Annotated in this window: 12 protein-coding genes; 8 read left to right on the plus strand and 4 right to left on the minus strand. The window is 65.8% G+C overall.

Going from position 1 to position 13,684, the window contains the following annotated elements; genetic code table 11:
* Nucleotides 1–132: 132 nt before the first annotated feature.
* The 4 genes from GTP44_RS14280 to GTP44_RS14295 form a co-directional block, all read right to left on the minus strand.
* Complete coding sequence (locus GTP44_RS14280) at nt 133–504, minus strand: SWIB/MDM2 domain-containing protein (RefSeq protein ID WP_161019952.1); 372 nt, start codon at nt 502–504, stop codon at nt 133–135.
* Between the two features lie 181 nt (nt 505–685).
* A complete protein-coding gene (ffh, locus tag GTP44_RS14285) occupies nt 686–2,053 on the minus strand; it encodes a signal recognition particle protein (RefSeq protein WP_160992862.1) in 1,368 nt (455 codons plus the stop codon).
* A 275-nt stretch (nt 2,054–2,328) separates the two neighbouring features.
* Nucleotides 2,329–4,551 carry an NHL repeat-containing protein gene (locus tag GTP44_RS14290; RefSeq protein ID WP_161019953.1) on the minus strand — a complete coding sequence of 741 codons (2,223 nt, stop codon included), beginning with the start codon at nt 4,549–4,551 and terminating at the stop codon, nt 2,329–2,331.
* On the minus strand, nt 4,548–5,921 hold the full coding sequence (locus tag GTP44_RS14295) for an NHL repeat-containing protein (protein WP_161019954.1): 1,374 nt from the start codon (nt 5,919–5,921) through the stop codon (nt 4,548–4,550). The genes GTP44_RS14290 and GTP44_RS14295 overlap by 4 nt, the downstream gene beginning before the upstream one ends.
* A gap of 226 nt (nt 5,922–6,147) precedes the next feature.
* Here GTP44_RS14295 and GTP44_RS14300 point away from each other — a divergent pair, with 226 nt between their 5' ends.
* From GTP44_RS14300 to ampD, 8 genes are read left to right on the plus strand one after another with little or no spacing between them, the layout of a single operon-like run.
* Nucleotides 6,148–7,119, plus strand: a complete 972-nt coding sequence (locus GTP44_RS14300; RefSeq protein WP_161019955.1) for an ABC transporter substrate-binding protein — start codon at nt 6,148–6,150, stop codon at nt 7,117–7,119.
* Entirely contained in the window at nt 7,119–7,943 is an 825-nt protein-coding gene (locus GTP44_RS14305) for an ABC transporter permease (RefSeq protein ID WP_161019956.1), read from the plus strand. Before GTP44_RS14300 ends, GTP44_RS14305 begins: the two co-directional genes overlap by 1 nt.
* Nucleotides 7,943–8,734: an ABC transporter ATP-binding protein gene (locus GTP44_RS14310; protein WP_161019957.1), complete on the plus strand. Its 792-nt coding sequence runs from the start codon at nt 7,943–7,945 to the stop codon at nt 8,732–8,734. Before GTP44_RS14305 ends, GTP44_RS14310 begins: the two co-directional genes overlap by 1 nt.
* Nucleotides 8,735–8,756: 22 nt before the next feature.
* Entirely contained in the window at nt 8,757–9,560 is an 804-nt protein-coding gene (locus GTP44_RS14315) for a cytochrome C assembly family protein (RefSeq protein WP_160992868.1), read from the plus strand.
* Nucleotides 9,557–9,871, plus strand: coding sequence for a PP0621 family protein (locus tag GTP44_RS14320; protein WP_161019958.1), 315 nt, complete (start codon nt 9,557–9,559; stop codon nt 9,869–9,871). The genes GTP44_RS14315 and GTP44_RS14320 overlap by 4 nt, the downstream gene beginning before the upstream one ends.
* 15 nt (nt 9,872–9,886) lie before the next feature.
* Nucleotides 9,887–11,566: a sensor histidine kinase gene (locus GTP44_RS14325; protein ID WP_161019959.1), complete on the plus strand. Its 1,680-nt coding sequence runs from the start codon at nt 9,887–9,889 to the stop codon at nt 11,564–11,566.
* Complete coding sequence (locus tag GTP44_RS14330) at nt 11,563–12,921, plus strand: sigma-54-dependent transcriptional regulator (protein WP_161019960.1); 1,359 nt, start codon at nt 11,563–11,565, stop codon at nt 12,919–12,921. Before GTP44_RS14325 ends, GTP44_RS14330 begins: the two co-directional genes overlap by 4 nt.
* Nucleotides 12,918–13,529 carry a 1,6-anhydro-N-acetylmuramyl-L-alanine amidase AmpD gene (gene ampD / locus GTP44_RS14335; protein ID WP_161019961.1) on the plus strand — a complete coding sequence of 204 codons (612 nt, stop codon included), beginning with the start codon at nt 12,918–12,920 and terminating at the stop codon, nt 13,527–13,529. The genes GTP44_RS14330 and ampD overlap by 4 nt, the downstream gene beginning before the upstream one ends.
* Nucleotides 13,530–13,684 lie beyond the last annotated feature (155 nt).

Genomic DNA, 13,684 nt, shown 5'->3' on the forward strand with positions numbered 1-13,684 from the left:
AGCGGTGATCAGTGCTGTCGTTCACAAACTGACGCATCTGATTTACGGTGTCATCCGTACTGGCAAGCCTTTCGACCCCAAATACTTATCGAAAAAGCTTGCCATTCAAGACGGTATCTGACACCGTATTTTTTATTTCAGGTGGTCGGAAATGAGCTTGGTCATTTCGAACATCGAAACTTGGGCTTTGCCGCCGAAGACGGCTTTCAGCTTGTCGTCGGCGTTGATGTTGCGACGGTTGGCCGGATCTTGCAGATCGTACTTCTTGATGTAGTCCCACACTTTCTTGGTCACTTCGGTGCGCGGCAGGGGCGCGGCGCCGACGACGGCAGCCAGGGAGGCGGATGGCGTCAATTCTTTCATGAAGGCGGCGTTCGGCTTGCGCACGGCCGGCTCTTTTTTTGCAACGGGTTTGGCTGCTGCTTTGACGTGTGCTGCTGCTTTCTTCGCGGCAGGCTTTGCCGCCGGTTTCTTAGCTGGTGCTGCTTTTTTGGCTGTTGCCATATTCGAGCCTCCTTAACGAACACATAGAAAATTGCGCAATTGATCGCACCGGCTAATATTGGTGGGGATTTAACCGGTGCGCAAGTGTTTTTCGCGTTTTTTTCCGGAAACACCACGTCAACACGGGGCTAAACCTATGTTTACGTGATCTGACGCGCTTTTCCATGCGGTCGCGGGCGGCTTAGCGCATGCCCGGCATCATGCCCTTCATCGAGCGCATCATCTTCATCATGCCGCCACCGGACAGCTTTTTCATCATCGTCTGCATCTGCTCGAACTGGTTCAGCATGCGGTTCACTTCCTGTACCTGCACGCCGGCGCCGGCGGCGATGCGGCGCTTGCGGGTGGCTTTGATCAGCTCCGGCTTGGCGCGCTCGGCCGGCGTCATCGAGTCGATGATGCCGACCATGCGGCGCACCTGCTTGTCGGCCTGGTCCATGTTGGCGTTGCCGGCCGCCTGCTGGAACTGCGCCGGCAGCTTGTCGACCAGGCTGGCCATGCCGCCCATTTTCTTCATCTGGCCCAGCTGCGCCTTGAAGTCGTTCATGTCAAATTTGCCACCCGACTTGACCTTGTTGGCCAGGTCGGCGGCGGCCTTGGCGTCGACGCCCTTGCGCGCCTCTTCCACCAGCGCCAGGATGTCGCCCATGCCCAGCACGCGGTTGGCCATGCGGGTCGGATCGAACGCTTCCAGACCGTCGAGCTTTTCCGACACGCCGGCGAACTTGATCGGCTTGCCGGTGATGTGGCGCACCGACAGCGCCGCGCCGCCGCGCGAGTCGCCGTCCAGCTTGGTCAGCACGATGCCGGTCAGCGGCAGCGCGTCGTTGAAGGCCTTGGCGGTGTTGATGGCGTCCTGGCCCAGCATGGCGTCGACCACGAACAGCGTTTCCACCGGCTTGACCGCGCCGTGCACGGCGGCGATCTCTTTCATCATTTCCTCATCGACGCCCAGACGGCCGGCGGTGTCGATGATCAGCACGTCGTGGTAGTGCTTCTTGGCCCAGTCCAGCGCGGCCAGCGCGATGTCGACCGGCTTGTCCTGCGCGGTGGACGGGAAGAAGTCGGCGCCGACCTGGCCGGTCACCGATTGCAGCTGGGCGATCGCGGCAGGACGGTAGACGTCGGCCGAGACGGTCAGCACTTTCTTTTTCTTCTCTTCCTTCAGGTACTTGGCCAGCTTGCCGACGGTGGTGGTTTTACCCACACCCTGCAGACCGGCCATCAGGATGATGGCGGGCGGCTGCTGCGCAAAGCTCAGCTGCGCCGCTTCCGGGCCGAGGTCGGCGCCCATCAGCGCGGCCAGCTCGCGCTGCACCACGCCGACCAGCGCCTGGCCCGGCGACAGCGAGGAAATCACTTCCTCGCCGAGGGCTTTTTCTTTGACGCGGGCGATGAAGTCGCGCACGGCCGGCAGCGCGACGTCGGCCTCCAGCAGCGCCATGCGCACTTCGCGCAGCATCTCGGCGGTGTTGGTTTCGGTCAGGCGGGCCTCGCCGCGCATGGTCTTGACGACCTTGGCGAGGCGTTGAGTCAGATTATCTAGCATGGTGATCGGTTAGTTGGTGTTGGTGCCGGCCGCACGGCCGGACAATGGCCGCCATTTTACCGCATCGCTCCACCGTTCATGTATTTGATGTGTTGCTAAAAAATATAATTTTTGGTGGCGGCATCTGTTGTTCGGGCAAGGTATTGTGTCGTCGTTGCTGACGCCGCCGCCGGTATGCGCGGGGCCGGCCTCGTGGTCACCGGCCTGTTGTTCGGCCTCGTGCCGCCCACCAGGACCGCCAGGCGGACGCCGGTGGTGGCGTTGGCCGGCTAGTCTTAGTGCGGTAGCACCAGCCGTAGCACAGCGGCGCCAGAGATCACGGCAAAGCTGTCCGGGCCGGTCGCGATCATCGCTGGCGGCGCGTCCATACCGCCAGGCAGTGTGCCCAGACGGGTGCCGCGCTGCCCGGCCACGCCTGCCACCACGGTCTTGATGCCGTTAGCGTCGAGGCGGTAGAGCACCGAGCTTGCAGCGTCGGCGCTGTAAAAGTTGCCATCGGGCGCTTTGTTCAGCCCCGCCGGCAGCGCGCTGATGGTGCTGACCACGCCCTGCGGAGTGACTTTGCGGAGGACGGTGGCGGCCGGCGTGGCCCAGCGATTGACGTCGGTGACGTACAAATTGCCGCTGCTGTCGATGCCCTCCAGCGTCGGCCCGGTAAACGAGGCTTCGGCGCCAGCGCCATCCACCGGTGCCGGCTGTTGCATCGGTTTGCCGCCGGCAAACTCGGCGACCACACCCTGCGGGCTGACTTTGTGGATGTAGCCGCCCGGGGCTTCGCCGATCAGCGTCGCCCGCGGGAAGCGCGTCGACACATACACATTGCCGTCGGCGTCGGCGGCGAGGCCAGTCACGGTCAATTGGTTGGCGACCGCGACCAAGGTGCTGACCTGGCCGGTGGCGCTGATCTTGCGCAGCCACAGGCCCGTGGGCTCGAGCAGGCGACCGCTCACGGCGCCGGCGCGTTCCGCCACGTAGATGTTGCCGCTCAGGTCAGCCGCCAGATAGGCCGGATTGACGAAGCGGGCGGCGGCACCCTGGCCATCCACGCGTTCGTCGCTGTCGTTTTCCAGGCCGGCCAGCAAGGTGGCGCTGCTGGCGTCGGATTGCGTTTGCAACTGGCCGGTGCTGGCCAGGACGATGGCGTTGTTGCTGGTAACCGTCAGGCTCCGGTTCGGGGTTGCCGTGCCGGCCGGTCCCAGCGCGCTGAAGTTCTTCGGGTCGGTACCGCGGTAAGGCGTGGTCACCACGCCGGCCAGGCTCACCTGGCGGATCAGGTAGCCGGTGCGGCCGGCGTCCTCGCGGTCCAGCACCAGTAACTGGCCGCCGGTGTTGAACGCCAGCGACACCGGTCGACCGAAGCGCGCGGCGCTGCCGGCGCCGTCAAGGGCGATGCTCGGCGAGGCGGCCGTCGCCACGCCAGCCAGCGTGCTGACGCTGTTGTTGGCGGCCACCTTGCGGATGCTGAAGTTGTCGATCACATAGATATCGCCGTTGCCGGCCGCCACCGCGTCGCTGATGGCGGTGAAGCGCGCGGCGACGCCGGCGTCATCCACGCTGCCGGCGAAGTCGGTTTCCGATCCCGCCGCCAGTGCCAGCGTGTCGCCGTTGACGCGGTACACGGCGCGCGAGGTCAGTACGGTGACGGCGCCATTGCCGTCCACCACGACCCGGGCGCTGCTGAAGGTGAGCGGGGGACTCAGCGTGGCCACGGTGCTGAGCGCGCCCGCGCGGGTCAGGCGGCGCAGGTAGTAGGTGTCGGCCGCCCAGTCGACCAGGTAGATGCTGCTGTCGGGTGCCACCGCCATGGCCGACACCTTGCCCAGTCGCGCATCGGCGCCGTTGCCGTCCGCGTGGCCGCGCGCCGGCGCGAACAGCGTGGTAACGGCACCGCTGGCGCTGATCTGGCGGATGGTGCTCGGATAGAAGGTGCTGCCGTCGGCGGCACCGGCCAGATCGGCCACCAGTACCGCGCCGTTGCCGTCGTTTGCCAGCGCGACGATGTTGTTGAAGCGTGCGGCGGCGCCGACACCGTCGATGATGGCGCGGCCGGCCAGCGAGCCTGCCAGCAGGCTCAGGCCAGGCGCGCCGGCATCCGGGTAGAGCGCCAGACGCACGCTCTGGCTGATGCCGGAAGCGGACGCGGTCACCGTGACCGGCGTGATGGCGCTCACGCGTGTGGCCGGCGGCGTGTAGCTGACGCTGGCGCCGCTGTTGGCCGACAAGGCGCCCGGATTGCCGCCTGCCAGTGCCCAACTGACGTCCGCCGCCACGCCCAGCGCGGCGCTGATGCTGACCGGCGCGCTGCCCAGCATCTGGCTGCCAGACAGGCTGAGGCCGATGGTTTGCGCGGGGGGGGGCGTTGGCGTTGGGGGGGGCGGCGGTGCCGGCGTCGGCGAGCCGCCACCGCCGCCGCAGGCGCTGAGGGTGCTGGCCACCAGAGAGGCCCCGGCGGCGGTCAGCAGCGTGCGGCGGGTGGTGAAGTGCTTGGTATTCATCATGCTTCCTTAAGGTGAATGAAATTAGTGTGGCACATACAGGCGCATGACGGCCTCCCCGAGAACAGGGCGAAACGGTAGGGGCCGGTCTTGGTCAGGTGCGATGGCCCCTCCAGCGAGCCAGGCAGATCGCCACCGTAAGTGAGGTTCCGGCCTGGGGTACCGGCGATGATGCTGGTCGCGCCGGCCGGCGTGGTGCGCATCACCAGGCCCTGGTCGATGCTGTATGTATTACCGGCGGCATACATCACGCCCGGCGTGATCGGCAGCGCGCTGATGCTGGTCACGACGCCTGCGGGGGTGATCCCGGTGGAGCGCCAGGTGCCGCTGGTGGCATCGCTCTCCCGGCCGTACAGGTTGCCGTCGGCATCGATACTCCCCAGCGCCAGATTGGTGAAGTGCGCGGCGCTGCCGGCGCCGTCCACATCGCCTGTCGTCTGCGGCGTTTTGCCGGCAAATGGCGTGGTGGTGCCGTCCGCCTGCATCGCATCGATCTGCCCGTCGTGCTGGGCGTAAAGCGTGTTGTTCAGACCGGCCACCAGATTGGCACCGTCGACGCTGGAGACGCCGCTCAGAGGGGCGACGACCCCGCCGAACGATCCCGTGCTGATTTGCTCCGGCTGATAGGCGTACAACTGCTTGCTGTCGGCCGCCAGACGCAAAGTGTCGAATGGCGCCAAGGTAAATTGGGCGACGGTGCTGATGCTGCCGTCCGGTGCCAGCTTACGAATCAGCGCCTTGTGCGTGACGCCGTTGGCCATGGCGGCATCGGTATCGGTGAAATACACGCTGCCGTCCGGGCCTGCGACGGGGCTCCCTGGCGTGTTAAGTTTTGCGGTGCCTTTGGTGCCATCGACATAGCCGGGCGTGGTCGCCAGTAGCGTGGTGACGACCCTAGCCGGCGTCACTTTGCGCAAGGCCGGACCGTCCTCGGCCAGGTAGAGATTGCCGCTGGCATCGCTACTAAAGCCGTGTACCACGTTGAGCCGGGCCGCAGTGCCGGTGCCGTCGATGCGGCCAAGGCCGCCATCATCGCCTGCTTGTAGTTCCAACCGCGGGTAGTCGGCCGGGCACAGGGGCAGCGTGAAGGATTTGTTGACGCCGTTTGCGCTGGCGGTGATGGTAATCTGGGTGTTCGCACTCACGCTGGCAGGCGGCTGGTAGCAGGTGTTGGCGCCGCTGCTGGCCGATAGCGAGCCAGGGTTGCCGGCGGCTAGCGCCGAACTGACCGTGGAACTGTACGAGGGCGTCGCCGTCAATGTCACCGCCGCGCCGCCTGCGATGGCGCGCCCGCTGTTGCCACTAATGCTCAGCAGGGGGGCGGGAAGCGGATCGGCCGGTGTGGCCGAGTCGTCGCCACCGCATGCAGTCAAAGTCGCCGCAAGTATTGCAACGCACGCAATTTCTGTTGGCGAGTGAGTACCACAGGTCAGCATTATGACACCGTTGTGAAAAAATAATATGTTTGCGATTTAGTAATGCCATACTAAGCGCTTATGTCGGTGGGGGAGTGTGACCGTGATCACATTGATGCGGCTCGTGATAGGAATTCCGGCATGTGCTTGGTATGATTTATTGACACAAATAGAGGAGATGGGGATGAAGCTGAAAGCGTTTTGCTGTGCTGTCCTACTGGGTTCGCTGAGTGCCGCTAGTGCTCAGGCCCAGGAAGTGGTCCGCCTGGGTAACCTGAAGTTCGCCCATTACGGCGCCGTCTCCTATATAAAAGAGATCGCGCCCAAGTGCGGCATCAAGGTCGAGGAGCGGGTGTTCGCCAAGGGCCTGGATGTGATGCAGGCCATCATCGCCGGCGAACTGGACGTCGGCACCACCGCCTCCGAGGCGGCCATCTCCGGCCGTGCCGGCGGCGCGCCGATTTATGTGGTGGCCGGCTTCGCCAAGGGCGGGGCGCAACTGGTCAGCCGCGCCGATCTCAAGCTCAAAACCGTCAAGGACCTGAAAGGGAAGAAGGTCGGCGTCACCCGCGGCGGCATCCAGGAGGTGCTGCTGCTGGCCGAACTGCAGCAGAACGGCATGACCTTCGCCGACCAGCCGGGCAAGGATGTGCAACTGGTGTGGCTGGCCTACGCCGATTTGAACCAGGCGCTGTTGGGCAAGCAGATCGACGCCATGATGCAGTCCGAGCCGCAATCCTCGCAGGCCATCAACAAGGGCTTCGGCACGGAAATGCTCAAGCCCTACGATACGCCGATCGGCGAGCCGGTGCGCACCATGGTGATGACCGAGAAGTTCTATAAAGAGAAGCGGCCGCTGGCGGAAAAATTCATGAACTGTTTCGTGCAGGCCACCAAGACCTTCATCGACAACCAGGCCATCGCCGAGAAATACGTGCGCGAGGTGGTGTTCAAGGGCCAGATCACCAAGGACGATTTCGACGACGCCATCGGCAATTCGCCGTACAGCTACGACATCACGCCCGAGCACATCCAGACCACCACCGACGTCATGGTCAAGACCGGCGTCGGCCGCATGAGCAAGCCGCCGGTGGCCAGGGACTGGGTCAAGACCGATCTGCTGGAAGCGGCCAAGAAATCGCTGGGCGTTAAATAATGGCTTCCACCTCGTCCTGGCGCCAGCTTGGCGTCGGCCTGGTGCTGCCGGCGCTGGTGGTGGCGCTGTGGCAGACGGTGGCGACGATGGGCTGGGTCAATCCGCAGGTGTTGCCGTCGCCGCTGGCGGTGGCGGAGAAGTGGATGGCCTACCTGTTGCCGCTGCAGCCGTATGACCCGGCGGCCGGCGGCTGGCTGCACTGGGCCGTGTCCGGCGAGCTGATCACCGATTCCCTCAGTAGCCTGTACCGGGTGGTGGTCGGTTTCCTGATCGGCGGCGGTCTGGCTCTGCCGCTCGGTCTGGCCATGGGCATGAGCAACCGCGTGTACGACTGGTTCAATGTGCTGGTGCAGATGGTGCGGCCGATTCCGCCGATCGCCTATATTCCGCTGTCGATGCTGTGGTTCGGCCTGGGCAATCCGCCGGCGGTGTTTCTGATCGCGCTGGGCGCCTTCTTCCCGGTGCTGATGAATACCATCGCCGGCGTGCGCCAGGTGGACGGCATTTATATCCGCGCCGCGCGCAACCTCGGCGCGTCCGGCTTCACGCTGTTTGCGCGCGTGATTTTGCCGGCGGCGGTGCCCTACATCCTGTCGGGCGTGCGCATCGGCATCGGCACCGCCTTCATCGTCGTGATCGTGGCCGAGATGGTGGCGGTGAACAACGGCCTCGGCTTCCGCATCCTGGAGGCGCGCGAGTACTTCTGGTCGGACAAGATCATCGCCGGCATGATCACCATCGGCCTGATCGGGCTGGCGATCGACGTCGGCATGAACAAGCTGAATAACTATCTGCTGCGCTGGCACCGCGGACTGGAGAACTGATGACGCATATCCTCATTGCGCAGGTCAACAAGGTGTTCCAGACCGCCGAGCGGGAAGTGGTGGCGCTCAAGGACATCAATCTGGAGATTCCACAAGGCCAGTTCGTCTGCCTGCTGGGGCCGTCGGGCTGCGGCAAGTCGACCTTGCTGAACGCGGTGGCCGGCTTCGCGCCGCCGTCGTCCGGCAGCATCCGCGCCGAGGGCCAGCTGGTCACCGCGCCCGGTCCGGAGCGCGGCATGGTGTTCCAGGAATACGCGCTGTTCCCGTGGATGACGGTGGCCGAGAACGTCGCCTTCGGCCTGCAGATCAAGGGCCAGCCGAAGGCGCAGATCGCCGCCACGGTGGATCAACTGCTGACCATGCTGTCCTTGCAGGACTTCCGCAACCGTTATCCGAAAGATTTGTCGGGCGGCATGCGCCAGCGGGTGGCGATCGCCCGCGTGCTGGCGCTCGATTCGCCGATCATGCTGATGGACGAGCCCTTCGGCGCGCTCGACGCGCTGACCCGCCGCAATCTGCAGGACGAATTGCTGCGCATCTGGGCCGAGCTGAAGAAGACCATCATCTTCGTCACCCATTCGATCGAGGAGGCGATCTACCTGGCCGACCGCATCGTGGTGATGACCTACCGCCCCGGCACCGTCAAGCGCGACCTGCTGGTGGCGCTGCCACGGCTGCGCGACCCGGCCGCCGCCGAGTTCAACGCCCTGAAACGCGAACTGGGCCAGCTGGTGATGGAAGAACAGCAACGCCATCATCACGATGAGCTGCGCATGGCCGCCGTGGACTGAGGCGATGGTGTAAACTGCGCGGATGCAGATCTATTCTCTTATCGCAGCCATCGTGCTGTACATCGTGTGCGCCGCCCTGCCATCGCGCCGTGGCGGGCTGATTTCCGGCATGACGCTGGCGGCCTGGCTGCTGCATGGGCTGGGCTTGTGGTTCGAGATCGCCGGCGCCGGCGAGCTGCGCTTCGGCTTTGCCGCCATGCTGTCGTCGGCCTTGTGGGTATCGGTGGCCGCGTACTGGGTGGAAAACCGTAACTTCAGCCTGGACGGCCTGCGCCGCCTGGTCATGCCGAGCGCCGCGCTGGCGGCCGCGCTGCAGGTGGCGTTCCCCGGCAACCTGGTGCCGCTGGAGGGCAAGTCGCCGCTGTTCGGCTGGCATATCGCGGTCGCCACCATGGCCTACAGCACGCTGACGCTGGCCGCGTTCCACGCGGTGCTGATGGCGCTGCAGGAGTCGCGGCTGCACGCGCGCAGCGATAAAAAGTCCTTCCTGTCCGGCGCGCTGGACCAGTTGCCGGCGCTGCTGACCATGGAAAAGCTGCTGTTCCGCATGATAAGCTTTGGCTTCACCTTGCTGAGCCTGACCGTGCTGTCGGGCATCGTGTTCTCGGAACAATTGTTCGGCCAGGCGCTGAAATGGGATCACAAGTCGGTGTTCACCTTGCTGTCGTGGGTGCTGTTCGCCGCGTTGCTGGCCGGGCGCCGTTTCCGCGGCTGGCGCGGCAAGACCGCGCTGAGCTTCACGCTGGCCGGGTTTGCCACGCTGGCGCTGGCCTATGTCGGCAGCCGGTTTGTTTTGGAAGTAGTGTTACATAAGGGTTGGGCATGACGAAGTTTTTAATGTGGCTGGCATTGGCCGCGCTGGTGATCTTTGCCATCCGCAGCAAGATCCGCCAGGCGCAAAAGCGCTATCAGGACCAGTTCCGCCAGCAACAGCAGGCGGCGGCCCAGCCGCAACCGCAGCCGCAGCCGCAACCGCAACCCGGTTACAAGGCGCGCGCCGCCGCCCAGGCGGCCAATGACGCCGAAGTGATGCTGCAATGCGCCCATTGCGGCGTTTTCTATCCCGCCTCGGAAACGGTGCAGACCAACGGCCGTGACTATTGCAGCGCGGCGCATGCCGCCCTGCCGTCCGCCTGACGTCCACCGCGCGTCATGCCCGCGCGCCCGCCAGCCCTCCCGGCCGCATCGCGCGCAACCTTCTGGCGTTCTCTGCAGACGCTGAACGCCACCCGGGTGGTGATCGCGCTGCTGTTGCTGGCCTACCTCAGCCTTGGCAACCGCGCCGGCCTTGACCGGTCGATCTGCCTGCTCTACCTGGCGTTGGCGATCGGCTTCGCGCTGTCGGCGCTGTTCGTGCGGCGCCGCTTCATGCTGCAACTGCTGTCGCCGATCGCCTGCGACCTGGCCATCATCTCGCTGCTGTACCTGGCCGGCGGCGGCATACGCAGCGGGCTGGCCATCCTGTATCTGTTTCCGCTGGCCGGGCTGGCCATCCTGGCGCCGCTGCTGGTGGCGCTGTTCTGCGCCTCGCTGGTGTCGCTGTTCCTGCTGGGCGACAGCGCCTGGCATCTGCTGCTCGCCGACACCAGCGAGCGCGACATCATGTCTGCCGGCCTGTACGGCGCCGTGCTGCTGGCCGCCGTGCTGGTGGTCAACCGCCTGGCGGCCAGGCTGATCGGGCAGGAGGCGCTGGCCAGCCGTCGCGGCGTCGAGATCGCCGTGCAGCAGGCGGTCAACCGGCTGGTGATGGCCAATATCGGCGATGGCATCCTGGTGGTTGATCCGCAGGGGCAGGTCCACGCCAGCAATCCCGCCGCCCAGCGGATGTTGGGACTGGCCGGGCTGGAACAGCTGGCGCGGCCGTTCAGCCTGTCGGAGGCGGTGGCGCTGGCGCCGCTGACCCAAGCCTATGCCCACTGGCGCGCCGACAGCGGCCGCGCCACCACCTTGCTGACGCTGCGCCCCTACAACGACGCCGCGCTGGCAGGCGTGACCGCCGCCTGGCGCGCGCGGCGCGACCTGGCGGTGTACCTGAAGGTGCGCTTCGCCGCCGCCGAGACCCAAGGCCTGGGCGCCGAGCGCGGCGTGATCTTCCTGCAGGACATGACCGATATCGAGCACCAGGCGCAGCAGCTGAAGCTGGCGTCGATGGGGCGGCTGACCGCCAGCATCGCGCACGAGGTGCGCAATCCGCTGTCGGCCATCGCCCACGCCACCGCGCTGCTGGCGGAGGAGGTCGACGCGCCGTTGCCGCAGCGCCTGCTGAGCATCGTCGGCGACAACGTGGCGCGGGTCAACCGCATGGTGGAGGACATCCTGCAACTGTCGCGCAAGGCCCAGGTCCCCAGCGAGCCGCTGGCGCTGGACGGCTTTCTGGCCGCGCTGCGCGCCGAGTTCAGCGAGACCCACGGCCTGGCGCCGGACCTGATCGCCGTCTCGGTGGCGCCTGGCGCGCTGGTGCGTTTCGATGCGCTGCACCTGCGCGAAGTGCTGCTCAACCTGCTGAGCAACGCGCTGCGCTACGCCAGCGGCGGGCCGGCGTCGATCCGGCTCAGCGTGGTGGCCGACACGGCGCGGCGGCTGGAGCTGCACGTCCAGGACGACGGTCCCGGCATCACGCCCGAGGCGCGCGCCCACCTGTTTGAACCGTTTTACACCACCGCCGGCAACGGCAATGGCACCGGGCTGGGGCTGGGGCTGTATCTGGCGCGGGAATTGTGCTTGAATAACGAGGCGCGGCTCGATTATGAATATCGTTTCAATAGCGACGGCGGCGCCGATGGCCCGTCGCTGAGCGGGCGGTTCGTAATCACTTTAAAGGCTGCCGGATGAGTGCTCGTTCCCCGCGCGTTCTTGTCGTCGATGATGAAGCAGACCTGCGCGAGCTGCTGGAGCTGACCCTGGTCAAAATGGGGCTGGACGTCGACAGCGCCGCCTCGCTGGCCGCCGCGCGCGCGCTGCTGGCCGCGCACGACTACCAGCTGGTGCTGACCGATATGCGTCTGCCCGATGGCTTGGGGCTGGAGCTGGTGCGCGAGGCCGGCGCCGCCGGCCGGCACACGCCGGTCGCGGTGCTGACCGCCTTCGGCAGCGCCGACAACGCGGTGGTCGCGCTCAAGGCCGGCGCCTTCGATTATGTCTGCAAGCCGGTGGCGCTGGACCAGCTGCGGCTGATGGTGGCCTCGGCGCTGCGACTCGATCACGGCGCGCCGGCCGCGCCGCCGGCCAGTCGCCTGCACGGCGACTCGGCGGTGATGCGGGCGCTGCGCGCGCAGATCGCCCGGCTGGCGCGCTCGATGGCGCCGATCGCCATCCACGGCGAATCGGGCAGCGGCAAGGAACTGGCGGCGCGCGACATCCACGCGCAAAGCGCGCGCGCGGCCCAACCCTTCATCGCCGTCAATTGCGGCGCCATCCCCGAGGCGTTGATGGAAGCGGAGTTCTTCGGCTACCGCAAGGGCGCGTTCACCGGCGCCGTCGACGAGCGCGACGGCTTCTTCCAGGCCGCCAACGGCGGCACGCTGATGCTCGACGAGGTGGCCGACCTGCCGCTGGCGATGCAGGTCAAGCTGCTGCGCGCCATCCAGGAGCGGCGCGTGCGCAAGCTCGGCGCCACCGCCGAGGAGCCGGTCGATGTGCGGCTGATCAGCGCGACCCACAAAAACCTGGCGCAATGCGTGGAGCAGGGCGGCTTTCGCCAGGATCTGTTTTACCGGCTGAATGTGATCGAGCTGAGCGTGCCGCCGCTGCGCGCCCGGCTGGACGACCTGCCGCTGCTGATCGCCGCCATCCTCGGCCGGCTGGGCGCCGCCGGCCAGCCGGTCACGCTGGGGCCGGGCGTGCTGGAGGCGCTGAGCGGCTACGCCTTCCCCGGCAATGTGCGCGAGCTGGAAAACATCCTGGAGCGGGCGCTGGCCTTCGCCAACGGCGGCGTGATCCAGGTCGACGACCTGTCGCTGAAGGGCGCGCGCGGCGCCGCGTCCCTGCCGCCGCCGTCATCGCCGGCAGCGGACACGCTGCCCAGCAGCCTGCCCGACTACCTGAACCAGGTGGAACGTGAGATTATTCTGCGCGCGCTGGCGCGGACCCGGTTCAACCGCACGCAAGCGGCGCAACTGCTGGGCATCAGCTTCCGCCAGCTGCGCTACCAGATGCAGAAACTGAATATCCAGGAGCCCGAAGCTTGAGTATTTTTGATGGCTGGCTGCCGTCGGCGCAACGCTACGACAGCCCGCATTACGACGCCCGGCCCGACCCGGCCGACATCACGCTGCTGGTGGTGCACAACATCTCGCTGCCGCTGGGCCGCTTCGGCGGGCCGCACGTGTCGGACCTGTTCAGCGGCCGGATCGACTATAATGCTGACCCCTCGTTCGCCGACCTGCGCGGATTGAAGGTCTCCAGCCATTTTTTCATCCGCCGCGACGGCCGCCTGATCCAGTATGTTTCTGCTAATGATCGCGCCTGGCACGCGGGCCGTTCTTGCTTCCGGGGGCGCGAAAAATGCAATGACTTTTCGATCGGCGTGGAGCTGGAAGGCTGCGACTTCCTGCCGTTCGAGGCGGCGCAATACGCGACGCTGGCGGCGCTGACGATGGCGCTGTGCCGGCACTATCCGTTGACCGATGTGCAAGGCCATGAGCACATCGCGCCGGGCCGCAAAACCGATCCCGGACCCGGTTTCGACTGGGAGGTCTACCGGAAGTTGCTGCATAAAAAGGCACTGGATGAGCCCGCGTTGGCGGGCGCGATCGCGGGATTGCACGTGGTAAAAGGCCTTCTGCAAAGTCAATAGAAAAATTGCCTTAAACGACAAAATTTCCCCTTGCATGGGTACAGTGCGGCTACTACAATCAGTGGATCGGGTTAGGCTCGACACTAGATATAGTGGTTTTCAGTGTGACACTAATTCTTATTAAACATACACGCGGCGCAGCGATGACTGCACGT

Source organism: Duganella lactea, from assembly GCF_009857505.1.
GTDB classification, from domain to species: Bacteria; Pseudomonadota; Gammaproteobacteria; order Burkholderiales; family Burkholderiaceae_D; genus Rugamonas; species Rugamonas lactea.